The following is a 23,930-nucleotide window of genomic DNA, read 5'->3' as shown; positions in this document are numbered from 1 at the left end:
GCTAGTGCTTGGGGCCCTGGTCAGGCGCGGCTGGGGCGGCGTTCTTGGCCAGCAGGTCGCGGATCTCGGTGAGGAGGTCGAGCTCGGTCGTGGGGTCGGCCACGACCTCGGACGACACTCCGGCGGAGCGGCGACGGTCCTGGGCTTCCTTGAGCTTGTTCAGCGGCAACACGATCACGAAATAGACGACCGCGGCGATCAGCAGAAAGTTAATAAGCGCGCCGATGACGGCGCCAAACAGCAGAAAATCGCCGCCGGGAAGCGGCATGCGGAGGGTCATGGCGAGGGACTCGGCCTTGAAAATGCCGGCGATGAGTGGGTTGAAGATACTCGTGACAATAGCGGTGACGAGCGCGGTGAACGCCGTGCCGATGACGACGGCGACCGCGAGGTCGATGACGTTGCCGCGCATGATGAATTCTTTGAAACCGTTGATCACGGGGTGCTCCAAACGGATGACTTGGGAGACCGTCTTTGTCAGCGCCATCTACCTAAGACGCCTTCGCGGCCGGAACGGAAGAGGAGGAAGAAGAAGAAGAGGACGCCGAGCTGTCTTTCTTCGCCGGCGTACTGTCGGTCTTCTTCTCGGCCTTGGTTTCAGCGGGTTTGCTCGCCGAAGAGTCGGACTTGTCGGCTGATTTCTCGGCCGGCTTGCGGTCGAGATTCGGGTTGGACCGCTTCGCATCCGCTTTGGAGTCGTTGCTGTAGAAACCCGAGCCGCTGAAGGTGACGCCGATCGAGGAGAACACCTTGCGCAGCTTTCCCTGGCAGGTCGGGCACACCGTGAGCGAGTGGTCGGTGAAGGCCTGCTGGATATCGAAAGCGGTGTCGCACGAGGTGCAACGGTAAGAGTAGGTAGGCACTGCATCTCCAGCTGGTTGAGCCGACAGGCAAACGCCTGCCAGTACTAAGGTTATGCGCGCTTGCACCCCCGCAGGTTCAGAACGGGCGCTGCGAGCGGTGAAAATCGGTCAAAAAGCGATGATTCGGGTCGGCGTCACGAGACCGTTGACGGGCTGATCGTGCACCTCGCGGGGCACCTCGTCGACAAATTCGCTGTCGAAGACCACGGCGTACACCGGCGGGCATTTCTCCATCGAGCCGAGGGTCTTGTCGAAGTAGCCACGACCCCAGCCCATGCGCAGTCCCGACTCGTCCACGGCGGCCGCCGGAACGATGATGAGGTCGACGTCATTGATGGCGATTGGCCCGAGCAGGGTTCCCACGGCTTCTGGTACGCCGGAAATTCCGGTGAATTCCTCGTCACCGTCGCCGACGGTCCAATCGAGCAGGCCGTCTTCGCGAGAAATCGGAAACAGAATGCGGATGCCTTCTGCCGTGGCCCAGTTGAGAAAAGGTCGGGTATCGGGTTCGTTGCGGGCTGACAGGTAGCAGGAGATCGACCGCGCTGACAGGTCGAGAACAAGGCTTTGCAGATTCTCCGTAAAACCGGCCGTGGCCGAGTCGCGCTCCGAGGACGTCAGGTTCTGACGGCGTTCGCGTAATTCCGCTCGTAGCGCACGCTTTCGATGAGCTATGTCGGAGTCCATATAAGGCATCCTACTTGCCACTAACCTAGTGCCCATGGGTACCCCGATAACTAAAGCCGTCATTCCCGCAGCTGGACTCGGAACACGCTTCCTCCCAGCGACCAAGGCCATGCCGAAGGAGATGCTGCCCGTCGTCGACAAGCCGGCTATTCAATACGTTGTTGAAGAAGCTGTCGCGGCCGGGCTTAGTGACGTGCTGATGGTCACCGGGCGCAACAAGAACGCTCTGGAGAACCATTTCGACCGCATGACCGAGCTCGAGGCCATGCTGGAACGCAAGGGGGACCAGACCCGGCTGGCCAAGGTGCGTGAATCCAACGAGCTCGCCGACATCCACTATGTGCGGCAGGGCGACCCGCGCGGACTCGGCCACGCCGTGCTGCGCGCCCGCATGCACGTGGGGAACGAGCCGTTCGCGGTGCTGCTCGGTGACGACATCATCGACTCCCGTGACCCGCTGCTGACCCGCATGCTTGCCGAACAGGTCAAGCGTGGTGCCAGCATCGTTGCCCTGCTCGAGGTCGACCCCGCGCAGATTCATATGTATGGGGCGGCCGCGGTCGAAGTGACCGATGATCCCGACGTCGTGCGCATCACCGGTCTGGTCGAGAAGCCCAGCGCCGAAGACGCCCCATCCAACCTCGCCATCATCGGCCGTTACGTGTTGCGCCCCGAAGTTTTCGATATTCTGGAACACACGGCGCCCGGCAAGGGCAACGAGATCCAGCTCACCGATGCCCTGCAGGAGATGGCCGTAAACCCGGAGTCCACCGGCGGCGTGTACGGCCTGATCTTTCGTGGGCGTCGTTATGACACCGGCGACCGGCTCGACTACATCAAGGCGATCGTGCAGCTCGCCGTCGATCGTGAAGATCTCGGTGTCGACCTCAAGCCGTGGCTGCGCGAATTCGTCGCCACACTGGACTAACGATCTTCCCCGCCCCATCCGGCTTCTAACCCACGACAGACAGGCAAACCGTGCCGATCGCCATTCCGACCCTCCGCGAGGGGGCCGTCACACTGCGTCCCATTCGATTGCGCGATTCGCGCGCTCTCGAGGGCGAACTGCTGGCGAACCGCTCGTGGTTGCGCAAGTGGGAGGCGACCAACCCCTACGCGCCGATGTCTTTCGACACGCGCGCGAGCATCCGCAGCCTGTTGACGCATTCGCGATCGGGCAACGGCCTGCCGTTCATTGTGGAACACAACGGCGAACTGGCCGGTCAACTGAACGTGTCGTCGATCACCTGGGGATCGCTGTCGTCGGCCACCATCGGATACTGGGTGAGTGAAAAGTTTGCCGGCCAGTCGGTCACGCCCACGGCCGTGGCGCTCGCGACCGACTTCTGCTTTTACCAGCTCGGCCTGCACCGCATGGAGATCTGCATCCGCCCCGAGAATAAGGCCAGCCTGCGCGTCGTCGAAAAGCTCGGCTTTCGGTATGAGGGCCTGCGCCGACGGTATATCCACATCAACGGCGACTGGCGCGACCATTTCTGCTTCGGTCTGGTCGCCGAGGAACTCAGCCAGGGCGTCATGCGCCGCTGGCAAGATGACCTGGTACCAGCGGATGCCGCGAGCGTCAGCGCGGCAGATTTGGAGTCGGCCGCGCATCCGGTGCGTGTCATCACCCGATGACGGTTAAGAATTTCCCTGTTCGGGGGCGGAATCAGTGTATTAACTTGGGTGACACACCGAGAGTAATCCTCGGTGGATGTGCCCGCGCCTCTTACCGTTGTCAACATGAATAGTGAGGCATTGGGTGGCGGGGTCATGGTGGCGGTGGCTGCTGTGCTCTGGGTTGCCTACTTGATGCCCACGTGGTCGCGTCGCAAGCAGTTTCAGGCCACCGAACGGAATGCGGTGCGATTGCAACAGACACTGCGAATTCTGGCTGAAACCGCCGAGGTTCCGCAGCAAGTGCGGCTTGAAGCGAACGCCCGTACCGTTGCCGAACAGCAACGCATTCTGGCGAGGGCCGAGCAATCAGAGCGGGCTGAAGCGCAGGCGCTAGCGGATGCCGCCAGCGACGTTCGCCGCGCCGCCGCCGCTGTGGCCGCCGCGGCCGCGCCGCGCCTGCCGGAGTCGCCGGTGAAGAAACTTCGGCGTCTTCGGCGCTTTCGCGGCCTGACCTCGCTGATTCTGCTGACCGGTTTCGTGCTGGCGGTGTCGGGGATCACTCCCGCTCTGGCCGGTTCGTTCACGGCGCTGGTCGGCGGCGGAGTCGTAATGGTCGCCGCGTTCGGCGTTCTCGGAAGGCTGGCCACGGTCGCGCGCTCGGCGCGCATCATTCGCTTGGCAGCCCCGGTGGAGCTGCCCGTGCTGATCGGGCAAACCTTCGAGCCCGTGCAACTGGAGCAGACTCCGGTCGCCGCGGCTACCTGGACGCCTCAACCGGTGCCGCGAGCGCTGCACCTCTCGCGCGGCTCAATCGCGCAGACGGCGATGGCATCCGTTGAAGCGGCCAACCAGCTGCGCAGGGCAGCCGCCGAAGCGGAGGTTGCCCGTCGTGCCGCCGCGCTCGCGGAGGAGGCCAACCGGGCCGTCACGCCGATCGCGCGGCCCGTCGTGGCGGCGACCGCTACTGCTGTGCCCAGCCGATTCGCGTCGATGGGTATTGTCGGCGAGACAATTCCGGGCATGACCGACCTCGACGCCGTGCTGCGTCGCCGTCGCGCGGTCTAATTGACACCTCGCGCTCGAAGCGGCGAAACTGTCGGCCAGCCCGTGATATTCTTCAAAGGCAGTTTGGGGCTATGGCGCAGTTGGTAGCGCGTCTCGTTCGCAATGAGAAGGTCAGGAGTTCGAATCTCCTTAGCTCCACCACACTGTTAGAAAAGTCCCGGCCGAGGCCGGGACTTTCTCATTCCCCGCCCAGAGCGCTAGACGATCGGCGGGCGCTGCAGGGTCTGGGTGATGCGGCTGGCCTCGTCGAGCAGCAGCTGGCCCAGGATCTTCTGGCGCTCTGGTTTGAATCGCGGCTCGATGCCGGTGAGCGAGAGCGCCCAGCCGGGGCGGCCGCTGCGGTCGAAGATCGCGGCGCCCATGCCCCAGCTGCCCTCCAGGATGAGTCCGGGGTTGACCGCATAGCCGGTGACCCTGGTGCGCTCGAGATTGGCGCGGATGCTCGCGGGGGAGTGCTGGCCACCCCAGCGAGCCGCGAAGGCCTCGGTGTCGGCGAGGAGGGCATCCACTTCTGCCTCGGGCAGGAAAGCCAGAATGGCCAGACCAGCGGATGCGACGCCCAATGGAAAACGCACCCCCTCGTACAGCACGAAGGAACGGATGGGGAAGCTGCCCTCTTCGCGGAGCAGACACACGGTTTCCGCGCCGCGCCGGATAGACAGGAACGCGCTCTCGCCGGTCTCCTCCGCCAGGCGCACGAGGCTCGGCCGGGCGAGCTCCTCGATCGGGTAGCGGGCGGCGGCGACGGTTCCCATGACGAAGATTTCGGGGCCGTAGTGCCAGGTATGGCGCACGGCATCGTGGTCGAGCAGGCCCTCGGCGGCAAGCGAGGTGAGCAGCCGGTGCACGGTGGGCCGGGTCAGGCCGGAGTCGCGCACGATCTCGGCCAGGGAAGCGCCCAAAGAATTTTGCCCGACGAGACGCAGCAGCAGGGCAACGCGGCCGACAACCTGTGCGCCCTGCACCGGCTGGGCCAGGGGTGCTGGCTGGCCGCCGCGGGCCTTCTGCGCCGCACGTGTGGCTGACGGACCGGTCATATCGACTCCTTTGTCCATAATGTGGATGATTTGTAGCCTACTGTTCATGGGATGGAGTCGCAAGGATGTGATGATTGACAGGGCTTGGCGGCGCTGAATATCATGGCGTTAAGAAATAACGTCCACAAGATGGACACGTCGGCGATGACCATCACTCAATGAGGAGAATGTATGTCCAAGGTTCAGGCCAGCGCGAGCGAGGCGCTGCACGACGTTCTGCGCGATGGGATGGTGCTCGCGGTCGGCGGATTCGGCCTGAGCGGAATTCCGGCCGATCTCATCGATGCGGTGCGGGGGTCCGGTGTAAAGGATCTCACCGTCGTGTCGAACAACATGGGCGTCGACGGCAAGGGCCTGGGCGTGCTGCTCGAAGCCGGGCAGGTGCGGAAGGTGATCGCCTCCTACGTCGGTGAGAACAGGCTGTTCGCCGAGCAGTTTCTGGCCGGCGTGCTCGAGGTCGAATTCAGCCCCCAAGGCACGCTCGCCGAACGACTGCGGGCCGGTGGCGCTGGCATTCCCGCTTTCTTTACCAAGACCGGCGTCGGCACGCTCATTGCAGAGGGCAAGCCGCTCGCCGACTTCGACGGTGAAACGTACCAGCAGGAACGTGGCATCGTCGCCGACGTCGCCCTGGTCAAGGCTTGGCGCGCCGACACCCTCGGCAACCTCGAGTACCGGTTCACCGCCCGTAACTTCAACCCGGTGGTCGCCACCGCCGGTCTCGTGACGATCGCTGAGGCCGAGGTGATCGTTGAGCCCGGCGGCATCGATCCGAACCACGTGATCACCCCCGGCGTCTATGTGCAGCGCCTGATTCAGGCCTCGGCGCGGGTCAAAGACATCGAACAGCGCACCGTGCGCAGCCGGCCCGTGCTGGTCGGCGTAGAGGCAGGGGACTAGCACCATGGCATGGACCAGAGATGAAATGGCCGCGATCGCGGCGCAGGAACTCAACGACGGCGACTACGTGAACCTCGGCATCGGCATCCCGACGCTCGTCGCCAACAATCTGCCTGAGGGCATCCACGTGACGCTGCAGAGCGAGAACGGGCTGCTCGGCATGGGGCCGTTCCCGTTTGAGGGCGAGGAAGACGCCGACCTCATCAACGCCGGCAAGCAGACCGTCACCGTGCTTCCGGGAGCGGCGATCTTCGACTCGGCGACCTCATTCGGCATGATTCGCGGCGGTCACGTGAAGGTCGCCATACTCGGTGCCATGCAGGTCTCTGCCCTCGGCGACCTCGCCAACTGGACCATTCCCGGCAAAATGGTCAAGGGCATGGGCGGCGCGATGGACCTCGTCGCCGGCACCCCGCGCGTCGTCGTGCTCACCGAACACGTCGCGAAAGACGGCACGCCGAAAATCGTCACCGAGTGCACCCTGCCGCTCACCGGCGTGCGGGTCGTCGATCGCATCATCAGTGACACGGCCGTCTTCGACGTGACTCCGACCGGCCTCGTCTTGCGCAAGCGCGCCCCCGGCGTGAGCCTGCAAGACATCGAGGACACCACCGAGGCCGCGTTCACGGTCGGGGAAACTGCTCCGGTCTAATCGTCAGACCAATCAGTGAAAGCCCCGTCCAAGTATCGGACGGGGCTTTCACTGATTCAGGATTCCGTCGGCGGGGTATCTGCGTCTGCCGCCGGTTTGGCCTCCGGCGGAGCGGCTGCGTCGTCGTCGAGTTCGCGCGACCCGTCGGGGTTCAGGCGGATTATGCGCGGCCGGGCCGCGCGCATCCGTTCGTCAGTCCAGTCAGCGGCATCGGGATCGAGGCGCTGCCGGGCAACCGGGTGTTTGTCGCTCGGGTCACGCGGATGCGGCGACATAGGTGTTCTGGATGACCGACCCCCAGTAGGGTCCGAACATGGTGTTCGCGATGTTGTTGTAGCCGAAACTGTTGACCGAGTTCTGCAGGCCGGTGGAACCGCTGCCGATCATCCACGGGCCGCCCGACGATCCGCCGGTCATGTCGCAGGGGATGCCCTGCGACTGGCTCTGGCCGTAGGGGTCAGGGGTGGCGGTGCCGTAGCAGGACTTCAGGGTCTGACCGTTGAATGGCGCGGCGGCCGGATAGCCGTAGGCGGTGTAGGTGAGGCCGCGGCTCTGGTTGAACGTGACGCCCGACGCGCCGACGCTGTCGCTCAGTGACGTGCCGGTGGGTGAGGACACGATGGCGAAGCCGGTGTCATAGCTGATGTCGCCGCTGTTGCTCCACTGGGTGGGAGCGTACAGTTCGGTGGCATTCCACTGGCCGAACGGTGCAGAGCCGTTTTCATAGGCCGGTACGAAGGTGAGCCGGGACGCGAAAGCGCCTGGGCCTTCGTTGACGCAGTGTCCGGCGGTGACGACCGTGTTCTCGTTGGCCGCGGAGATGGCATTGCCGGAACAGACATAGTCTGTGCCGCCGAGGGTGAAGAAAATTTTACCAATGTGGGAAATGGGGGAGACGCTGGCGGCCATTGTCGACTTGTCCGGGCCAGCCTTCTGTGGGGCCACCCGAGACGTGGCTCCGGCCGCGACGGCACCGACTACTCCGGCTGCCACATTGTCTTGTACCAGGACCGCGCCGGGGATGGCGGACTGCATGCGCTCGGACGTCCAATAGTTGCCGCCCTGTTGGGTCTGCGGAACGACCCAGCGTTCGACATCCGAGGATGCGGAAGAAACTACTGACTCCGGCGCGATGGCGGCGGAGGCTGCGCCGGCCGACAAGAAACCGCCGGTCCCGACTAACGCGCCGACCAGAAGCGCCGAAAAGGCGCCAGATTTAACTTTGCTTCGCATCATTGCTTCACTCCAGTTATCGATCGCATCCAGCGGACTGTATTGCCGCAAGTGTTAATACAATATGAGGCAGTGCACGCGTTGTCTACCCCTTATGGGCGGCACCCATTATGGGGCGCAGGCGCGGGTATCTCTGCCGGGATCCGGTCGAAAGAGCACTCGATTTCGATTCGATTGTTGAACAATAGCTAGAAATACGGCAGTCTAGGGGGAACGAAAGACGGGGACCATGGCAACCATCGATCTGAACAGCGACGTCGGAGAGTCCTTCGGCAACTGGACGTTTGGCGACGACGCCGCCATCATCGCCTCGGTCACGAGCGTCAATGTGGCCGGCGGCTTCCACGCCGGTGATCCAACGACAATTCGCGCGACCTGCGCCGCTGCCGCCGCTGCCGGCGTCACGGTGGGCGCGCACCCTGGATACCGCGATCTGGCCGGCTTCGGCCGCCGCTTCATCGAGATGGATCCGGCCGAACTCAGCAACGATGTGATCTACCAGATCGGCGCCGTGCAGGCCCTCGCGCGCGCCGCCGGCACCGCCGTGCGTTACGTGAAGCCGCACGGCGCGCTCTACAACACCATCGCTCGCCACCCGGTACAGGCGCAGGCCGTGGTCGACGCCGTACTCGCCGTTGACCCTGGCCTGCCGCTGATGGTGCTGCCCAACAGCGAGATCGAACGAATCGCCCAGGCTGGGGGCCTCCGCACCGTGGCCGAAGCGTTCGCCGACCGCGCCTACAACCCCGACGGCAGCCTCGTGTCTCGCACGCTGCCCGGAGCCGTGCTGCACTCGGTCGATGCGGTGACCGCGCAGGTCGTTCGCCTCGCCCTTGAGGGCACCGTGGTCGCCGTCGACGGCTCGGTCATCGCCATGCCGGCGACGAGCATCTGCCTGCACGGCGACACCCCTGACGCCGTGCACCTCGCCGCAGCGGTGCGTTCCGCGCTGCTGGCTGCCGGCGTCTCCATCGCCAGTTTCGTGTAGCGGATGCCGACCCCTCCTCGATCCATCCGTCCCGTCGGCGACCGGGCCGTGCTCGTGCAGCTCGATGGCCTCAGCGAGGTGCTCGGGCTCTACGAGGCGCTGCGTGAGCATCCGCTGCCCGGCCAGGTGGACCTGGTTGCCGCCGCCGAAACCGTGCTCGTGACGGCCGACTCGGCGGTAGCAGCACGCGGGTTCGCCGCCCGGCTGCGCGCGATCGAACCGCGTACGGCCGCCGCCGCAAATGACGGGCTCGTGACCGTCGACGTCATCTACGACGGGGACGACCTCGACGAGGTCGGCGAACTTACTGGCCTCGGCGCAAACGGCGTGATCGCGGCGCACACCGGGCAGCTGTGGACCGCCGCCTTCGGCGGTTTCGCCCCCGGATTCGCGTACCTCGTCGGCGACGACCGCCTGCGGGTCGCCCGGCGCAACAGTCCGCGGCGGGCGGTGCCGGCCGGTGCAGTGGCGCTTGCCGATGCCTACTCGGCTGTCTATCCGCGGGTCACTCCCGGCGGCTGGCAACTGATCGGTCGCACCGACGCCGTTCTGTGGAGCCCGGGCCGCGAGCAACCGGCGCTCATACAACCGGGCAATCGGGTTCAGTTTCGCGCTGTGCGCGAGTTCGTGCGCGCCGCGCCGACGGCCAGCGGGACCGACGTCGTCGACCTCCCGGCCGACCTCCTCGTCGTACAACCCGGGCCGCAGACCACCGTGCAGGATCTCGGCCGCCCTGGTCTCGCTCACCTCGGCGTTGCGGGCGCCGGCGCGCTCGACCGCGGAGCTCTGCGCCGCAGCAATCGGCTGGTCGGCAACCCCGCCTCCGCCGCCGTGCTCGAAAACGCCCTCGGCGGCCTCGTACTCGACGCGCGCACCGAGCAGGTTGTCGCGGTGGCGGGGGCATCCGTTCTCATCACCATCAGCAGAACGGATGCCGCCCCCCGCGTCATGCCCACCGACGCGCCGTTCGCCCTGCACGCCGGCGAACGTCTGACCCTCGACGCCCCCGCGTGGGGCGTGCGCAGCTATGTCGCAGTGCGCGGCGGCTTCGACCTGCCGCTCGTGCTCGGCAGCCGCTCGACCGACTCGATGTCGGGCATCGGCCCGGCGCCGCTCATTGCCGGCACCGGATTACGGGTGTTGCCTGCCCCGCCAACGAGCGTGGTCGGTGCCGCTGAACCCGCGGTCGACCCGCCCGACGCGGTGACCGTGCTGCGCTATGTTCCCGGACCCCGTGCCGACTGGTTCAGCGCCGACACGCTCGCCGATTTCGACCGCATCGACTGGGCCGTCACCGCCCAGTCGAACCGCATCGGCCTGCGCCTCGACGGGCCGGCCGTCGAACGTGCGCGCGGCGGCGAACTGCCAAGCGAGGGCACCGTCTCCGGCGCCATCCAGCTGCCAGCCTCTGGCCTTCCGGTGTTGTTCCTCGCCGACCACCCGGTCACCGGCGGTTACCCGGTGCTCGGTGTCGTGCTGCATGCCGACCTGGACCGGGCGGCGCAACTCGGCACGGGCGCGCGCATCCGCTTTGCCGCTATCCCCCCTGAAATCCCGAACGAGAGCTGAACCGTGCAGAAAGTACTCATCGCCAACCGCGGCGAAATCGCCGTGCGCATCATTCGTGGCTGCTCGGACGCCGGGCTTGACTCCGTGGCCGTCTACGCCGACGTCGATGCCGACGCGCTGCACGTTGGCCTGGCCACCGAGGCCTATGCCTTGGGCGGCAACAGCCCGGCCGACACCTACCTCAACGTGCCGAAACTGCTCGCCATCGCTCGCCGGGCCGGCGCCGATGCGGTGCACCCCGGATACGGCTTTCTCTCCGAGAACGCCGACTTCGCCCAGGCCGTGCAGGACGCCGGCCTGACCTGGATCGGCCCGAGCCCGGAAAGCATCCGGGTGCTCGGCAATAAGGTTTCGGCGCGCGAGATCGCCGTGCGCGTTGGGGCTCCACTCGTGGCCGGTTCGAACGGCACCGTCGACACCGCCGCCGAGGTGCGCGCCTTCGCCGAGGAACACGGCCTGCCGGTCGCCATCAAAGCGGCCTTCGGCGGAGGCGGCCGCGGCATGAAGGTGGTCTGGGAACTCGACGCCATCGAGGAATCGTTCGACTCGGCGGTGCGTGAGAGCGTGGCCGCCTTCGGCCGCGGTGAATGCTACGTGGAGCGCTTTCTGCACAAACCGCGGCACGTCGAAGCCCAGATTCTGGCCGACGGGACGGGCAACGTGATCGTCGTCGGTACCCGCGACTGCTCGCTGCAACGCCGCAACCAGAAACTGGTCGAAGAGGCGCCAGCCCCTTTTCTTACCGCAGACCAGCGCGATCTCATCTACACCTCGGCGAAAGCTATCTGCCGCGAGGCCGGCTATGTCGGTGCCGGCACCGTGGAATACCTGCTCGCCGACGACGGCAGCGTCTCCTTTCTTGAGGTCAACACGCGGCTGCAGGTGGAGCATCCGATCACCGAGGAGACGTCAGGCATCGACCTCGTCCTCGCCCAGTTCGCCATCGCCGCCGGAGAAGGGCTGCCGGTGTCGGAGGACCCAGTGCCTCGCGGCCACTCGTTTGAGTTCCGCATCAATGCCGAAGACCCTGGCCGCGGATTTCTACCGTCACCCGGCACCGTGACGACGTTCACCGTGCCGACCGGGCCGGGAATCCGGGTGGATGCTGGAATCCGTTCTGGTGATGCCGTCGCCCCGCAATTCGATTCGCTGCTCGCCAAACTCATCGTCACCGGCGCTGACCGGCCGCAGGCCCTGCGACGTGCCCGCCGGGCGCTCGCCGAGTTCGAGATCGAGGGCCTGCCGACCGTGCTGTCGTTCCACCGGGCGGTCGTCGACCTGCCCGTATTCGCCGGGACCGACCGGCTCGGCGTGTACACGAGCTGGATTGAAACCGAGTTCGCCGCGCAGCTCGCCCACGACCCCTCGCTCGCTCCGGCCGCCCCGCCCGTGATCCGCCGCACCATCACGATCGAACTCGACGGGCGACGGATGGCGCTGGGCCTGCCAGAGAACCTGTTCGGCGGGCTCGCGCGGGGCGGCGCTGCCGCCGTGGCGCCATCGATCCCGGAACCCGACCCGGCAGAACTGCGCTCCACCATGAGCGGCACCGTCGTGAAATGGCTGGTCGAGCCCGGCGCCACGGTGACCGAGGGCGAGGCGCTGCTCGTGCTCGAGGCCATGAAGATGGAATCCACGGTCGCCGCGCACCGCTCGGGAACGCTCGTCGGACTCCTCGTGGCGGCCGGCGACGCCGTGACCGTGCACGCCGTCATCGCTGAGATCGAGGTCTGACCGGAACCGGACAATGGATACGCTGTGCCTATGACCCTCGACGAGATCCTGCCCGACCTGCGTCGCCAGAGCGTCGACGTGCGCCACGCCGAAACCGGCTTGTGGGCGGCGTCGATGCTGCGCGAGCGCATCTCGGGCGGTCAGCTCGCGCCGGGCGCGAAACTGTCGGAGGAGCCGCTCTGCGAGGTGCTCGGCGTTTCCCGCAACACACTGCGCGAGGCGTTCGCCACCCTCGCCGGCGAGCACGTCGTCACCCGCATCCCCAATCGTGGTGTCTTCGTGGCCCGGCCGACCGCCGACGATATCCGTGAGATTTACCGGGTGCGACGCTTTCTGGAACCGGCAGCGCTCACCTGGTCGACCACGTCGCCAACGGATGCCCTCCACGCCGCGATCGCGCACGCCCGGGCCGCTCGAAGTGACGGTTCGGTGCCGGGCATGGCGAGCGCCAACCAGGACTTTCATGCGGGCGTCGTCGCACTGACTCGAAGTGACCGCCTCAACGCGCAGATGACGCAGGTGCTCGCCGAGATGCGGCTGGTGTTCCACTCGATGGTGGCCGATCCGCTGTTTCACGCGCCCTACATCGACGACAACGCCGTCATTCTCGCGAAGTTCGAGGCGGGGGAACGCGCGACGGCGGCCGTGCTCATGGTGGACTACCTGCGCCGCGCCGAACAGCAGCTGCTCGAGGCGCACGCCCGCGCATGAAGGGGCGACCCGCGTTGAGGCGAGCTACGGCACCAGATAGTCGGAGTCGCGGGCGTCCGTGATGAGCATGTGGCCGGGGGCGTGGCCGATCGCCAGCGGCGGGCGCGACTCCATCACGGCCGCCTGCGGTGTGACTCCGCAGGCCCAGAACACGGGAACGAAGCCGTCGGCCACCGTCACCGGGTCTCCGAAATCAGGCTTGGCGAGGTCACGGATTCCCAGATCGCTCGGATCCCCGATGTGTACGGGGGCGCCGTGGACGGCGGGGTAACGCGCGGTGATGCGCGCGGCATCCGCTACCCGGTCAGCGGCGATCGGGCGCATCGACACGACAAGGGGCCCAGCCATGCTGCCAGCGGATGCACAGCGTCGGTTGGTGCGGTACATCGGTACGTTCCGGCCCTGCTCGATGTGGGCGATCGGAATGCCCGCGCCCTGCAGAGCCGCCTCAAAGGTGAAGCTGCAGCCGACGATGAAGGTCACCAGGTCGTCGCGCCACCAGGCAGAGAGATCGGTGGGCTCATCGACGAGCACCCCGTTCTCATAGACCGTGTAGCGGCCGACGTCGGTGCGAATGTCGCCGCCGACCAGCAGCGGGCCGGTGGTCTGCCCGGCCTCGAGCACGCCGAGGATCGGGCACGGCTTGGGATTGCGGTTGGCGAACAGCAGAACGTCGAAGGCCTGCTCCTTTGGCACGATGATGAGGTTCGCCTGGGTGAAACCGCTCGACCAGCCCGCGGTCGGCGTGGCGAGGCCGTCGCGAAAGAGTGCGCGGGCCTGGGCCGGCGCAAGATTGGTCCGGTCGATGGCGCTCAGGCCCACAGCTGCACGAGGCCGCCGAGCGAGCGGTAGCCGAGATAGAGGGTGAGTAGCCAGGCGGCGACACCGATGACGAGCAGCCACTTCGGGTACACGTAGCCGCCGAGCAGGTCGCGGCGGCGCCACGCCACCCAGAGTATGACCGCAAAGCCGACCGGCAGGATCAGCCCGTTCACGGCGCCGGCCATGATGAGCAGGGTGGCCGGAGCCTGGCCGAGCAGAGTGAAGACCGTTGCCGACACCGCGATGAACACGCAGGTGGCGATGCTGCGCACCCGCGGCGAGGTCTTGGCGGTGGTGACGAACGAGATCGACGTGTACGCGGCTCCGATCACCGAGGTGATCGATGCGGCCCAGAGGATGACGCCGAACAGCTTGAGGCCGATGTCGCCCGCCGCGGACTGGAACGCTTCGGCCGCGAGGTTGTCACTGGTGAGGGCAACGCCGCCGGCGACAACGCCGAGAATCGCGAGGAACAACAGCACGCGGATGACGCCGGTGATAATGATGCCGAGGATGGAGCTCTTGGTGATCTCGCCCACGTTCTCGCGGCCCGAAACGCCGGCATCGATCATGCGGTGCGCGCCGGCATAGGTGATGTACCCGCCGATGGTGCCGCCGATGAGGGTCGTGATGATGAGAAAGTCCACATTGTCGGGAATCACGGCGTTCTTGAGCGCCTCGCCGAGCGGCGGTTGCGACACGATCGCCACGTAGCCGATCAGCAGAATCATGACGGCGCCGAGCACAACCACGATCTTGTCGAGCGCCACGCCGGCGCGCTTGCTCAGGAAGATGGCAATGGCGATGGCGGCCGATACGAGGCCGCCGATCTTCGGGTCGACGCCGAACAGAACGTTCGTGCCGAGGCCGGTTCCGGCGATGTTTCCCACGTTGAAGACGAGCCCGCCAATGAAGATCAGCGCGGCGAGAAACCAGCCGGCGCCGGGCAGCACGGTGTTGGCGAGTTCCTGGGCGCGCTTGCCGCTGACCCCAATCACCCGCCAGACGTTCAGCTGCACGGCGATGTCCACCAGGATCGAGACCAGGATGGCGAAGGCGAAGGCGGCGCCGAGCTGCACCGTGAAGGTGGTGGTCTGCACGATGAAGCCGGGGCCGACCGCGCTGGTGGCCATGAGGAACATGGCACCGAGCAGTGCGCCCCGATGCTTGTTCTTGAGCTTCTTTGGTTTGCGTGTGACGGTCGTGGCCATTGGCGCTGCTCACTTCTTTGGAATACGAGTCAGCACCGGCGGTCACTGATTGTGAGAAAGCCTATGATTGTTCAACAATCCGCGCAACTCTTCTGCACGAATTGTCCGATCCTGTAATCTGCCCTGACAAACGGATGCTTCCAGTCCACTGGCCGCGCCCGTCACGATGGCTACCCCGCCCACCTAGGCCTCGCCTTCGAGGGGCCGCGCTGACAAATGTTCGTGAACACACAACCAGGCACCCTCCCGGCGTTCCATAATGATCGATTCACGTTCGAACACCGTGCGCTCGGTGTCGTTCTCACGGATCTTCGTGTCGACATCATGGCTGAAGACCGCGGTATTGCCGAAGATCTGGATCCGTCGATTGCTGGACGAGCAACTCACCACCCGAAAGCCGAAGTCCCGTTCCCAATCAGCCCACAGCGATTGGTAAGCGTCCCGGCTGTCGAGGCGGTGCGGCGCCGTATAGAAGAGGAACGTTGCATCCGCTGCAAAGCCGGAAAAATACGCCTCACGCTGGTGCTGAGAGAAATTATCGATGATGGCGTCAATGGCGATCAGTGCGTCGATCTCAGCCTCGTTCATCTGCGTGCCCGAGAGACCGCGACCTTGGCGGCGGTTGATGCGTGGTCGGTCACGATGGGCTCGGGATCGCCGGGCCGGCTGGGCGCGATGCGCGCGCCGTTGGCACCGAACACGAAGCGGGGTTCAGGAAAGAGCCACAACGCTCCGAGATAGAGCACCGCTGCCGCCACTACCGCGATGAGCAGGCTGAGGTCGATGCCGCCACCAGCCGTGATGAAGGGGCCGACAATCACCGGCGGATAGTTGGCAAAGAGCAGACCGATCGTGGCAGCGCCGATCCAGGCGACCATTCCGCGCCAGTTGACTCCGGCGTGAAACCAGTACACGCCGCCAACCTCGCCCCTATTGAAAACCTGCAGGTTTCGGGCATCGAAGTGACCGCGCCGCACGAAATAGCCGATCGTCATGATGACGATCCACGGCGTCGTCGTCACGATGATGGCACCGACGAAAGCGTTGACGGCTTCCAACAGGTCGAAGAAGAGTCGCCCGGTGAGAATAAAGATGAACGCGACAACGCCGATGGCGATCGTCGCCTGCACCCGACTGAATCGTGGAAACACTGACGAGAAGTCCAGGCCGGTACCGTACAGCGAGGTGCTGCCGGTCGACAGGCCCCCGATGAAAGCGACAAGCATGAGCAGCACCGCGTACCAGATCGGGCTGGCCTGAATCAAGGCAAACACGTAGTCGCCCTGACCGGCGACGATCGTGGCCGTTGCGACTCCGAACAGGAACGGAATCAGGGTCAACAGTTGCCCGAGGAAGGTGGCGAGGAACAGCTTGCGCGGCGGTGTGCTTCTGGGAATATACCGCGACCAGTCCCCGAGGAATGCTCCGAACGAAATGGGGTTGGCCATAACAATGAGCGCGGAGGCGACGAATGTCGGCCAGAATCCGCCGAGCGCAAAAGCCGATGGGCCGGGGTTGTACCCAGCGTCGAACGTTCCCGAAAAGGCGACGATGGCCAGCAGAATGAGCGCCGTGTTCGCGATAACGGCGGTCTTGTTGACCAGGAGCATGAACTGAAACCCGTAGACGACCACGATGATCACGATGATGCCGATCACGCCGTACACGATCGTGCGCAGACCGATCGAGTCGGTGACGCCGGCGAGCCGGGTGAGCGCGCCGACGAGGGCGTCCCCGCTGATCCAGACGGAGATCGAGTAGAACGCGATCGCGGTCAGCAGCGAGAGAAAGGATCCGACCACGCGACCGCGCACGCCGAAGAACGCTCCGGACGAGACGGCATTGTTGGTGCCGGTTTTCGGCCCGAACAGTCCCATCGGCATGAGGAAGAGAGAGCCGACCAGCACGCCCGCGACGGTAGCGAGCACCCCTTGCCAGAATGACAGACCCAGAACGATAGGAAAAGTACCCAGCAGAACCGTGGCGAAGGTATTGGCCCCGCCAAACTGGATGCGCAGCAGATCGACCCAGGTCGAGGTGCGATCGGCGTCGGGAATGGTGTCGATCCCGTGTTGTTCGACCTCGGTGACCTTGGGTCGGGCGTTCAGGGTGACCGCTTTGATGCCGGGGGCAACGTCGTTGTTGTCGATCATGGTTACTGCCTTCGGTTTCACGCGCGTATTGGGGTGGGCTCGAGAACAAGCTGAAGTCGACACTAGCGCCGTACTTGACTAATGTGCAATAGTTTTTGACTATGAGGATAAACAGGGTTGTTGATCTATCGCTTGTCGTGAACTCCACCACCCAGACGTACCCCGGAGACCCCCAGCCGCGGTTCGAGGTGCACAGCACGATCGAACGCGACGGATTCAACCTGTTGAGTGTGAGCATGGGATCGCAGACCGGCACCCACGTCGACGCCCCGTACCACTTCGATGAGTCCGCCCCGAAAATTGACGAACTGCCGCTCGATCGGTTCGTCGGTCGCGCGGCGATCGTGAATGCGCAGGGCCTCGGACCGCGCGGCCGGATCACGTGGGAGCATGTTGCGCCGGTGGCCGACCAGCTCGAACCGGGTGTCATCGTGCTGTTGCACACCGGCTGGAGCGCGCACTACGGCACGGACCTCTACTTTGACAACCCGTTTCTCGAAGCGGATGCCTGCCGCCGCATGATCGCACTCGGGGTGCGCACCTTCGGCATCGATGCAATCAACATTGACGAGACGCCCGATTCAGATCACGCGGGGGAGGGTTTCCCGGTGCACCACCTCATCGCCGATGTCGCCGGTGTGATTGCGGAAAACCTCACCAACCTCGCCGCGATCGATTTCGATGACGCTCTCGTGTCGCTTCTGCCGATAGCCTTTGAGGCAGCTGATGGGGCACCGGTTCGTGCGGTTGCGCTGCAGCTCGAGGTCTAGGACTAAAAGTGGGTCGACAGGTTCCGATCGGGTTGCGCTTGCGCGCTGCCCGTTTGCGCAATGGCATGACCTTGGAGGCCGTGGCCATGATTGCCGGCATCAGCCAAGGATTCGTGAGCAAGCTTGAGCGCGACCAGGTGTCGCCATCCGTCGCCACGCTCGTGGCGATTTGCGATGCCGTCGGGTTGCGAGTGGGGGAGCTGTTCGAATCTCCCCCGGCGCAGATCGTTCGTGCCGGCCAGGGGTCACCAATCAATTTCGGTGGCCGTGGGGCGTCCGAATTCCTGGTGACCCCGGGCACACAAAGCCAGCTTCAGGTCATTCAGTCCGTTATCGAGCCTGGCGGTTCGGCCGGGAATGACCTGTACGTGCTGGACTGTGACGTCGAATTCGTTTTCGTGGTGAGTGGATCGTTGAGGCTGACGATTGGCGAGGAGAATTTTCTGCTCAACCCCGGCGACGCCATGACCTTTCGTGGTCGCGACCCGCACACCTGGCGGAACACCTCGAACACCGAGGAATGCGCGGTGCTCTGGGTGATGACCCCCGCGCCATAGAACCGACGCTGTCCGGCGCACTGCAATCGCGACAGACGCAAACGTGGCGTTGTCGTGCCGGACTTGACATTGCACGGTGCTAGCGCCCACCATGGCCACAAGGAAATATTACCAATAGACATGTTTTCTTTCTTATTGGTCACTCAATGTCGAGATGAAGGATTTTCAATGCAGCCCCTGACACACCCCACGCGCATGATCGCTTTGCTCGCCGGACTAGTCACATCCGGCCTTCTGCTGAGCGGATGCGCAGCCCCGAGCGATGATTCCGCGGTAGCCGTAGATGCCGCATCCGTCATCGACACGCTGAAAGCGGATGCGACCTTGGCCGCGGCTGTGCCGGCCGATCTGCGGGACGCTGGCGTCGTGCACGTCGCATCGGGTGTTTCCTTTCCGCCGATGGAGTTCTTCGATGTTGACGGCACCACGGTGGTCGGTTTCGACGCGGACCTTGGCGCTGCCCTCGGACAGGTCCTCGATGTGGACTTCAAGTTTGAAAACGTCAACTTCGACGGCATCGTCGGTGGCATCGCGGCCGGTCGCTACGACCTTTCCCTCACCGGAATCCTCGATACGCCCTCGCGTCAGGCAGAGGTCGACTTCGTCGACTACCTGCAGTCCGGAGTGTCGATTCTCGTCGCGAGCGGCAACGCCGTCGACATCAACGGTCCGGAAGACCTCTGCGGCCACAGCGCGTCCGTGGAGAAGGGCGCGACCGGCGACCTGACGATTGATTCGTTACAGGCCGCCTGCGCGGACGCGGGCAAAGCCGCGATTGAAAAGCTTCCCTTTCCCGACCAAGCGAGTGCCGTGCAGGCTGTTTCCAGCGGCCGGGCTGACGCATCCGTTGCGCTCGACGTGACCCTCGCCTACACGGTCCAGACCTCAAACGACGCTTTCGAACTCGCTGGCGACCCGTTCAATACGCTCCCCGTTGGCATCGTCGTTCCCAAGGACAACCCCGAGCTGCGTGACGCCGTGCAGGGCGCCTTGCTCAACGTGATTGAGTCCGGCGTGTACGACCAGATCCTGGCTAAGTGGGGACTGGAGAAGCAGGCGCTCACCGGCGCTCCGATCAACTCCGGCGTGGAGTAATGACGGTCCCGTCAACGTCGACCCTGACCAGGGCGAACGAGCAACCGGTAGACGGTGGACGGATCCGTCCGGTTCGGCATCCAGGCCAGTGGATCGGCGTTGCAGCAATCCTGGTTGCGGCCGCTCTGTTTGTGCAGTTCCTGGTCACGAATGAGAAGCTGCGCCTGGACCTCGTAGCGGGATACCTGTTTGAGCGCTCGGTCATGCGTGGGCTGGTTCTCACCCTGGAGCTGACCGTCGTAGCGATGGTGCTGGGCATCGTGCTCGGCACGGTCCTCGCCATCATGCGACTGTCGGGAAACCGGGTGCTCAGTTTCGTGGCGTCGGGCTATATTTGGTTCTTTCGCGGAACACCGATCCTGGTGCAATTGTTGTTCTGGTTCTTCCTCGGGTCGATCCTTCCGGTGATCAATCTCGGGATCCCGTTCGGGCCGACTTTCGTCGAAATCCCGACCAATGTGCTGATCAGCCAGTTCACGGCCGCGATCCTGGGGTTGGGGCTCAACGAGGCCGCCTACATGGCAGAAATCATTCGGGCTGGCATAAAATCTGTCGATCCGGGTCAGAGCGAAGCCGCCGAAGCCGTGGGGATGAGTCGCATGCTGGCCTACCGCCGGATTATTCTGCCGCAGGCGTCGCGGGTCGTGCTCCCTCCGATCGCCAACAACACCATTTCCATGCTCAAACTGAGTTCACTGGTGATCGTTGTCGGCCTGCCGGAGCTGCTCACGGCGGTGCAGTTGATCTACTCCCGCAACTTTCAGCAGATTCCGCTTCTGATCGTCGCAAGCATCTGGTACCTGTTGCTGACCACGATCCTCACCATCATCCAGGTGCGCATCGAACGACGCCTCGACCGGTCTGTCACCGGGCCACGGCCCGTCATTCGCGCCGCCGAACGACAGGGGACACCCTCATGACCGAACCGTTGGTGCGTGCCGTCAACGTGCGCAAAAGCTTCGGTGACCTCGAGGTACTGCGCGGCATAGACCTCGAAATCAATCGGGGCGAGGTGGTCTGTGTATTGGGACCGTCCGGGTCCGGCAAGTCCACCTTCTTGCGGTGCATCAACCATCTCGACCGCATCGACAAGGGAGAGATCTGGGTAGACGGGCACCTGATCGGCTATCGGCGAGCCCACGGCCATACCTATGAACTGCGACCACACGAGATCGCCGCTCAGCGGCGCGGCATCGGAATGGTGTTTCAAAAGTTCAATTTGTTTCCGCATCGCACCGCTCTGGAGAACATTACGGAAGCGCCCATCTTTGTGAAACGTCAAAGCAAGGCGGATGCCGAAGCGCGCGCCCACGAGCTCCTGGAGCGGGTCAACCTCGGCGACCGCGCTGATTTCTATCCGGCGCAACTCTCTGGCGGACAGCAACAACGCGTGGCCATCGCTCGGGCACTCGCACTCGACCCAACGCTGATGCTCTTCGACGAACCCACATCGGCGCTCGACCCCGAGCTCGTCGGCGAGGTGCTCGACACCATGAAAGACCTCGCCAGCGACGGGATGACGATGATCGTCGTCACCCATGAAATTGGTTTTGCCCGCGAAGTCGCCGACCGCGTCGTCTTCATGGACGGCGGCGTTGTGGTCGAGCACGGGCCGCCCCGGCAGGTCCTCGACGACCCGCAGCATCCGCGCACCCGCGGTTTTCTCGCCAAAGTAATTTGATCGTTCGCTCCCGTTCAGGGACCACGTCTAAGGAACTCAATGCCCCAGTCACCCCAGCCCGTCGGTCCGTCGGATGCCAGTCTGTCGCCGCGCTTTGCCGGCATCGCCACCTTCGCTCGGTTGCCGCGCCTCGAGGATGTCGGGCACGCCGATATCGTCGTGGTCGGTGTACCGTTCGATAGTGGCGTCAGCTACCGGCCCGGCGCCCGCTTCGGTCCGGCCCATGTTCGCGAAGCGAGCCGGTTGTTGCGCCCCTATAACCCGGTGCAGGACGTCGAACCGTTCAATGCGCAGCAGGTCGTCGATGCCGGGGATATCGTGGCAAACCCGTTTAACATCGATGAGGCCATCACGCAGATTGAGGTCGCGGCCAAGCATCTCGGCCAGGGCGGCACCCGACTGGTCACCATTGGCGGCGACCATACGATTGCCCTGCCCCTGCTGCGTGCCGTTGCCGCGAAGCACGGGCCGGTCGCCGTGCTGCACTTCGACGCCCACCTGGATACCTGGGACACCTACTTCGGCGCCCCCATTACCCATGGCACTCCCTTCCGGCGCGCTTCCGAGGAAGGGCTCATCGATCTCACGGCCAGTCTCCATATCGGCATCCGTGGGCCGCTGTACAGCAGCGACGACTTGACCGATGACGCCCGTCTCGGGTTTGCGATCATTGCCGGGCATGAACTTGAAACAGAGGGAGTCGCCCGAGTCATCGAGCGGATGCTGGCCCGTCTCGGTGATCGCCCGGTGTACGTCTCGGTCGACATCGATGTTCTCGATCCGGCACACGCACCGGGCACCGGAACCCCGGAGGCCGGCGGCCTCACCAGCCGCGAGCTGCTCGCCATCATTCGCGCTCTACGATCGGTCAATTTGGTTGGCGCCGATGTCGTCGAAGTAGCGCCGGCCTACGATCATGCCCAGATCACTGCCGTAGCGGCCTCGCACGTGGCCTACGAGCTTATCTCCGCCATGACCCCGCGGGCGCCCCGCGCATGACGGCCGTGCGCAACGGCGGCGCGGCCGTGGTCGCGGCACTATTGACGGAGGGTGTCGAGGTCGTTTTTGGTATCCCGGGTACTCATAATCTTGAGATTTATCGCGCCCTCGCCGGGTCAGGCATCCGTCATGTCACCCCGCGGCACGAGCAGGGCGCCGGATATGCCGCCGACGGGTATGCCAGAGTCTCCGGTCGTCCGGGCGTCGTGATCACGACGAGCGGACCAGGGTTAACCAATGTGACAACGGCCGCAGCCACCGCCTACGCTGACTCCGTTCCGCTGCTGGTGATTTCGCCGGGCATCCCACGCGGCCTTGAAGGCAAGAACGTCGGCTGGCTGCACGAAGTGAAAAATCAGCAGGGACACATGGATGCCCTGCTCGAACGCAGCGTGCGGGTGAGCGAGATTGACGAGATCGGGCCGGCCATAGCCGAGATATTCGACCGATGGAGGGTGGGCCGGCCACGCCCCGTGCACCTGGAAATTCCGCTTGACCTTCTGGAGGGGGCTTGGGCGCTGGGCGGGAAGGGGCCGACTGCGGCGCAACGCGAGATGGAGCATCCGTCTGCAGAGTCCTTGACTGCCGCTGCTCGCCTGCTCGGAACGGCCCGTCGGGTCAGCATTCTCGCTGGTGGAGGTGCCCGCGGAGCCGGTGTTGAGGTGCTCCGGCTGGCCGAACTGCTGGATGCCCCGGTCGTTACAACGGTGCACGGCAAGGGGGTTATTTCGGAGAACCATCCGCTGTCGCTCGGGGCGTCGGCACGGCTGGCTCCCGCGCAGACGCTGCTGAACGACTCCGACGTGCTCCTCATTGTCGGATCGGAACTGGGCGATTCCGATCTCTGGGGCGGCACGATCGCGACCTCCGGTGCGGTCATTCGAATCGACATCGATCCTGGGCAGCTCGACAAAAACCTGGCAGCAACCATTGAGCTCGAGGGTGATGCTGCTGCGATCCTGACCGACCTGATAGTGCTCCTGTCGGAGGCTGCCGGTTCAGCCGGGCAGGTGCGCGCAGGTACCGCGCGGGGTGAGATAGAGGTGGCCGCACTAGTCGACGGTGCGCCGTGGCGCGAGGTGCAGGAGGTGCTTCGCATGGCGCTGCCCCGGGCGACGATTGTTGCTGGAGACAGCGCACAGGTCTCGTATTACGGCACCGTGCACTTTTGGCCGATGGATGAGCCGAATCAGTTTTTGTACCCGACCGGTTACGCGACGCTCGGTTATGGGTTGCCCGCGGCGATCGGTGCCAAACTGGCCGCGCCGGAGCGCCCGGTCATCGTGCTGGTTGGCGACGGTGGGTTTCAATTCACCGGGATGGAACTCGTCACGGCGGCGGAACAGGGCCTGGGCCTTCCGGTCATCATCATGAATAATTCTGGCTTCGCCGAGATTCGCGACCAGCAGATCGAGCGCGGAATCGACCTGATCGGTGTCGACATCACCGGACCGGACTTTGCCGCGCTCGGAGTGGCCTGCAACGGCTACGGCGTGCGGCTGAACGGCCTCGACGGGTTGGCCGAGGCCGTCACCCGGGCGCTCGCCGCCGATCGTCCTACCGTCATCGAAGTGGTCCTCTAG

26 protein-coding genes and 1 tRNA gene are annotated in these 23,930 nt (G+C 64.8%); 17 read left to right on the top strand and 10 right to left on the bottom strand.

Annotated elements, in window-relative coordinates:
* Nucleotide 1 precedes the first annotated feature (1 nt).
* The 3 genes from mscL to E3T39_RS05065 form a co-directional block, all read right to left on the bottom strand.
* Entirely contained in the window at nucleotides 2-487 is a 486-nt protein-coding gene (gene mscL, locus E3T39_RS05075; protein ID WP_241979526.1) for a large conductance mechanosensitive channel protein MscL, read from the bottom strand.
* A 4-nt stretch (nucleotides 488-491) separates the two neighbouring features.
* Nucleotides 492-863 (bottom strand): FmdB family zinc ribbon protein, encoded by a 372-nt coding sequence (locus E3T39_RS05070; RefSeq protein WP_134513647.1) that lies wholly within the window; start codon nucleotides 861-863, stop codon nucleotides 492-494.
* 108 nt (nucleotides 864-971) lie between these two features.
* Nucleotides 972-1,550: a 5-formyltetrahydrofolate cyclo-ligase gene (locus E3T39_RS05065; RefSeq protein WP_134513646.1), complete on the bottom strand. Its 579-nt coding sequence runs from the start codon at nucleotides 1,548-1,550 to the stop codon at nucleotides 972-974.
* Between the two features lie 34 nt (nucleotides 1,551-1,584).
* Between E3T39_RS05065 and galU the strand changes: the two genes are divergently transcribed.
* The 4 genes from galU to E3T39_RS05045 all read left to right on the top strand — a co-directional run bounded on the left by galU (nucleotide 1,585) and on the right by E3T39_RS05045 (nucleotide 4,376).
* Nucleotides 1,585-2,478 (top strand): UTP--glucose-1-phosphate uridylyltransferase GalU, encoded by an 894-nt coding sequence (gene galU, locus E3T39_RS05060; RefSeq protein ID WP_134513645.1) that lies wholly within the window; start codon nucleotides 1,585-1,587, stop codon nucleotides 2,476-2,478.
* Between the two features lie 50 nt (nucleotides 2,479-2,528).
* On the top strand, nucleotides 2,529-3,188 hold the full coding sequence (locus E3T39_RS05055; RefSeq protein WP_134513644.1) for a GNAT family N-acetyltransferase: 660 nt from the start codon (nucleotides 2,529-2,531) through the stop codon (nucleotides 3,186-3,188).
* A gap of 105 nt (nucleotides 3,189-3,293) precedes the next feature.
* Nucleotides 3,294-4,235, top strand: coding sequence for a hypothetical protein (locus E3T39_RS05050; RefSeq protein WP_134513643.1), 942 nt, complete (start codon nucleotides 3,294-3,296; stop codon nucleotides 4,233-4,235).
* Between the two features lie 65 nt (nucleotides 4,236-4,300).
* Nucleotides 4,301-4,376 (top strand) — tRNA-Ala (locus E3T39_RS05045).
* 56 nt (nucleotides 4,377-4,432) lie between these two features.
* Here E3T39_RS05045 and E3T39_RS05040 read toward each other — a convergent pair.
* Nucleotides 4,433-5,272 (bottom strand): IclR family transcriptional regulator, encoded by an 840-nt coding sequence (locus tag E3T39_RS05040; protein ID WP_134513642.1) that lies wholly within the window; start codon nucleotides 5,270-5,272, stop codon nucleotides 4,433-4,435.
* Nucleotides 5,273-5,443: 171 nt separating this feature from the next.
* Here E3T39_RS05040 and E3T39_RS05035 point away from each other — a divergent pair, with 171 nt between their 5' ends.
* Together E3T39_RS05035 and E3T39_RS05030 are read left to right on the top strand one after the other, a co-directional pair.
* The gene (locus tag E3T39_RS05035) at nucleotides 5,444-6,172 is read left to right on the top strand and encodes a CoA transferase subunit A (RefSeq protein WP_134513641.1); all 729 of its coding nucleotides are present in this window, start codon (nucleotides 5,444-5,446) and stop codon (nucleotides 6,170-6,172) included.
* A 4-nt stretch (nucleotides 6,173-6,176) separates the two neighbouring features.
* Entirely contained in the window at nucleotides 6,177-6,824 is a 648-nt protein-coding gene (locus E3T39_RS05030; RefSeq protein WP_134513640.1) for a CoA transferase subunit B, read from the top strand.
* A gap of 56 nt (nucleotides 6,825-6,880) precedes the next feature.
* Here E3T39_RS05030 and E3T39_RS05025 read toward each other — a convergent pair whose 3' ends face one another.
* The gene (locus E3T39_RS05025; protein WP_134513639.1) at nucleotides 6,881-7,099 is read right to left on the bottom strand and encodes a hypothetical protein; all 219 of its coding nucleotides are present in this window, start codon (nucleotides 7,097-7,099) and stop codon (nucleotides 6,881-6,883) included.
* The gene (locus tag E3T39_RS05020; RefSeq protein ID WP_241979525.1) at nucleotides 7,080-8,060 is read right to left on the bottom strand and encodes a trypsin-like serine peptidase; all 981 of its coding nucleotides are present in this window, start codon (nucleotides 8,058-8,060) and stop codon (nucleotides 7,080-7,082) included. Before E3T39_RS05020 ends, E3T39_RS05025 begins: the two co-directional genes overlap by 20 nt.
* 226 nt (nucleotides 8,061-8,286) lie before the next feature.
* Here E3T39_RS05020 and E3T39_RS05015 point away from each other — a divergent pair, with 226 nt between their 5' ends.
* Genes E3T39_RS05015 through E3T39_RS05000 form a run of 4 tightly spaced genes read left to right on the top strand, consistent with a single transcriptional unit; the run spans nucleotide 8,287 to nucleotide 13,059 of the window.
* Nucleotides 8,287-9,045, top strand: a complete 759-nt coding sequence (locus E3T39_RS05015; protein WP_134513638.1) for a LamB/YcsF family protein — start codon at nucleotides 8,287-8,289, stop codon at nucleotides 9,043-9,045.
* A gap of 3 nt (nucleotides 9,046-9,048) precedes the next feature.
* Nucleotides 9,049-10,614, top strand: coding sequence for a 5-oxoprolinase subunit B/C family protein (locus E3T39_RS05010; protein WP_134513637.1), 1,566 nt, complete (start codon nucleotides 9,049-9,051; stop codon nucleotides 10,612-10,614).
* A gap of 3 nt (nucleotides 10,615-10,617) precedes the next feature.
* Complete coding sequence (locus E3T39_RS05005; RefSeq protein WP_134513636.1) at nucleotides 10,618-12,348, top strand: acetyl/propionyl/methylcrotonyl-CoA carboxylase subunit alpha; 1,731 nt, start codon at nucleotides 10,618-10,620, stop codon at nucleotides 12,346-12,348.
* 30 nt (nucleotides 12,349-12,378) lie between these two features.
* Nucleotides 12,379-13,059: a GntR family transcriptional regulator gene (locus E3T39_RS05000; RefSeq protein ID WP_134513635.1), complete on the top strand. Its 681-nt coding sequence runs from the start codon at nucleotides 12,379-12,381 to the stop codon at nucleotides 13,057-13,059.
* A gap of 24 nt (nucleotides 13,060-13,083) precedes the next feature.
* Here the strand turns inward: E3T39_RS05000 and E3T39_RS04995 are convergent, their stop codons facing one another.
* The 4 genes from E3T39_RS04995 to E3T39_RS04980 all read right to left on the bottom strand — a co-directional run bounded on the left by E3T39_RS04995 (nucleotide 13,084) and on the right by E3T39_RS04980 (nucleotide 17,245).
* On the bottom strand, nucleotides 13,084-13,881 hold the full coding sequence (locus E3T39_RS04995) for a putative hydro-lyase (protein ID WP_241979524.1): 798 nt from the start codon (nucleotides 13,879-13,881) through the stop codon (nucleotides 13,084-13,086).
* Nucleotides 13,872-15,092 (bottom strand): NRAMP family divalent metal transporter, encoded by a 1,221-nt coding sequence (locus tag E3T39_RS04990; RefSeq protein WP_241979523.1) that lies wholly within the window; start codon nucleotides 15,090-15,092, stop codon nucleotides 13,872-13,874. The genes E3T39_RS04995 and E3T39_RS04990 overlap by 10 nt, the downstream gene beginning before the upstream one ends.
* A gap of 183 nt (nucleotides 15,093-15,275) precedes the next feature.
* Complete coding sequence (locus E3T39_RS04985; protein WP_134513634.1) at nucleotides 15,276-15,680, bottom strand: YybH family protein; 405 nt, start codon at nucleotides 15,678-15,680, stop codon at nucleotides 15,276-15,278.
* Nucleotides 15,677-17,245, bottom strand: a complete 1,569-nt coding sequence (locus E3T39_RS04980) for a purine-cytosine permease family protein (protein WP_134513633.1) — start codon at nucleotides 17,243-17,245, stop codon at nucleotides 15,677-15,679. The genes E3T39_RS04985 and E3T39_RS04980 overlap by 4 nt, the downstream gene beginning before the upstream one ends.
* 101 nt (nucleotides 17,246-17,346) lie before the next feature.
* Here E3T39_RS04980 and E3T39_RS04975 point away from each other — a divergent pair, with 101 nt between their 5' ends.
* The 7 genes from E3T39_RS04975 to E3T39_RS04945 all read left to right on the top strand — a co-directional run bounded on the left by E3T39_RS04975 (nucleotide 17,347) and on the right by E3T39_RS04945 (nucleotide 23,930).
* Nucleotides 17,347-18,015 carry a cyclase family protein gene (locus tag E3T39_RS04975; protein WP_134513632.1) on the top strand — a complete coding sequence of 223 codons (669 nt, stop codon included), beginning with the start codon at nucleotides 17,347-17,349 and terminating at the stop codon, nucleotides 18,013-18,015.
* Nucleotides 18,016-18,023: 8 nt separating this feature from the next.
* Nucleotides 18,024-18,572 carry a helix-turn-helix domain-containing protein gene (locus tag E3T39_RS04970; RefSeq protein WP_198416086.1) on the top strand — a complete coding sequence of 183 codons (549 nt, stop codon included), beginning with the start codon at nucleotides 18,024-18,026 and terminating at the stop codon, nucleotides 18,570-18,572.
* 168 nt (nucleotides 18,573-18,740) lie between these two features.
* The gene (locus E3T39_RS04965) at nucleotides 18,741-19,667 is read left to right on the top strand and encodes an ABC transporter substrate-binding protein (RefSeq protein ID WP_166784043.1); all 927 of its coding nucleotides are present in this window, start codon (nucleotides 18,741-18,743) and stop codon (nucleotides 19,665-19,667) included.
* Nucleotides 19,667-20,587: an amino acid ABC transporter permease gene (locus E3T39_RS04960; protein ID WP_134513630.1), complete on the top strand. Its 921-nt coding sequence runs from the start codon at nucleotides 19,667-19,669 to the stop codon at nucleotides 20,585-20,587. Before E3T39_RS04965 ends, E3T39_RS04960 begins: the two co-directional genes overlap by 1 nt.
* Nucleotides 20,584-21,348, top strand: a complete 765-nt coding sequence (locus tag E3T39_RS04955; RefSeq protein ID WP_134513629.1) for an amino acid ABC transporter ATP-binding protein — start codon at nucleotides 20,584-20,586, stop codon at nucleotides 21,346-21,348. The genes E3T39_RS04960 and E3T39_RS04955 overlap by 4 nt, the downstream gene beginning before the upstream one ends.
* Nucleotides 21,349-21,387: 39 nt before the next feature.
* A complete protein-coding gene (gene speB / locus E3T39_RS04950) occupies nucleotides 21,388-22,347 on the top strand; it encodes an agmatinase (RefSeq protein WP_134513628.1) in 960 nt (319 codons plus the stop codon).
* Nucleotides 22,344-23,930 carry a 5-guanidino-2-oxopentanoate decarboxylase gene (locus E3T39_RS04945; protein ID WP_134513627.1) on the top strand — a complete coding sequence of 529 codons (1,587 nt, stop codon included), beginning with the start codon at nucleotides 22,344-22,346 and terminating at the stop codon, nucleotides 23,928-23,930. The genes speB and E3T39_RS04945 overlap by 4 nt, the downstream gene beginning before the upstream one ends.

It is taken from the genome of Cryobacterium suzukii, from assembly GCF_004403185.1.
Classification (GTDB): Bacteria; Actinomycetota; Actinomycetes; order Actinomycetales; family Microbacteriaceae; genus Cryobacterium; species Cryobacterium suzukii.
Note: the sequence above shows the minus strand (reverse complement) of the source record. Positions and strands in the feature narration are given on the sequence as shown.

Bases quoted from the DNA above. Each gene is read 5' to 3' on its own strand.
- mscL (WP_241979526.1), bottom strand. From the start codon at position 487: ATGGCGCTGACAAAGACGGTCTCCCAAGTCATCCGTTTGGAGCACCCC.
- E3T39_RS05065 (WP_134513646.1), bottom strand. From the start codon at position 1,550: ATGGACTCCGACATAGCTCATCGAAAGCGTGCGCTACGAGCGGAATTA.
- galU (WP_134513645.1), top strand. From the start codon at position 1,585: ATGGGTACCCCGATAACTAAAGCCGTCATTCCCGCAGCTGGACTCGGA.
- E3T39_RS05050 (WP_134513643.1), top strand. From the start codon at position 3,294: ATGAATAGTGAGGCATTGGGTGGCGGGGTCATGGTGGCGGTGGCTGCT.
- E3T39_RS05040 (WP_134513642.1), bottom strand. From the start codon at position 5,272: ATGACCGGTCCGTCAGCCACACGTGCGGCGCAGAAGGCCCGCGGCGGC.
- E3T39_RS05035 (WP_134513641.1), top strand. From the start codon at position 5,444: ATGTCCAAGGTTCAGGCCAGCGCGAGCGAGGCGCTGCACGACGTTCTG.
- E3T39_RS05030 (WP_134513640.1), top strand. From the start codon at position 6,177: ATGGCATGGACCAGAGATGAAATGGCCGCGATCGCGGCGCAGGAACTC.
- E3T39_RS05025 (WP_134513639.1), bottom strand. From the start codon at position 7,099: ATGTCGCCGCATCCGCGTGACCCGAGCGACAAACACCCGGTTGCCCGG.
- E3T39_RS05020 (WP_241979525.1), bottom strand. From the start codon at position 8,060: ATGATGCGAAGCAAAGTTAAATCTGGCGCCTTTTCGGCGCTTCTGGTC.
- E3T39_RS05015 (WP_134513638.1), top strand. From the start codon at position 8,287: ATGGCAACCATCGATCTGAACAGCGACGTCGGAGAGTCCTTCGGCAAC.
- E3T39_RS05010 (WP_134513637.1), top strand. From the start codon at position 9,049: ATGCCGACCCCTCCTCGATCCATCCGTCCCGTCGGCGACCGGGCCGTG.
- E3T39_RS05000 (WP_134513635.1), top strand. From the start codon at position 12,379: ATGACCCTCGACGAGATCCTGCCCGACCTGCGTCGCCAGAGCGTCGAC.
- E3T39_RS04990 (WP_241979523.1), bottom strand. From the start codon at position 15,092: ATGGCCACGACCGTCACACGCAAACCAAAGAAGCTCAAGAACAAGCAT.
- E3T39_RS04985 (WP_134513634.1), bottom strand. From the start codon at position 15,680: ATGAACGAGGCTGAGATCGACGCACTGATCGCCATTGACGCCATCATC.
- E3T39_RS04980 (WP_134513633.1), bottom strand. From the start codon at position 17,245: ATGATCGACAACAACGACGTTGCCCCCGGCATCAAAGCGGTCACCCTG.
- E3T39_RS04975 (WP_134513632.1), top strand. From the start codon at position 17,347: ATGAGGATAAACAGGGTTGTTGATCTATCGCTTGTCGTGAACTCCACC.
- E3T39_RS04965 (WP_166784043.1), top strand. From the start codon at position 18,741: ATGCAGCCCCTGACACACCCCACGCGCATGATCGCTTTGCTCGCCGGA.
- E3T39_RS04960 (WP_134513630.1), top strand. From the start codon at position 19,667: ATGACGGTCCCGTCAACGTCGACCCTGACCAGGGCGAACGAGCAACCG.
- E3T39_RS04955 (WP_134513629.1), top strand. From the start codon at position 20,584: ATGACCGAACCGTTGGTGCGTGCCGTCAACGTGCGCAAAAGCTTCGGT.
- speB (WP_134513628.1), top strand. From the start codon at position 21,388: ATGCCCCAGTCACCCCAGCCCGTCGGTCCGTCGGATGCCAGTCTGTCG.
- E3T39_RS04945 (WP_134513627.1), top strand. From the start codon at position 22,344: ATGACGGCCGTGCGCAACGGCGGCGCGGCCGTGGTCGCGGCACTATTG.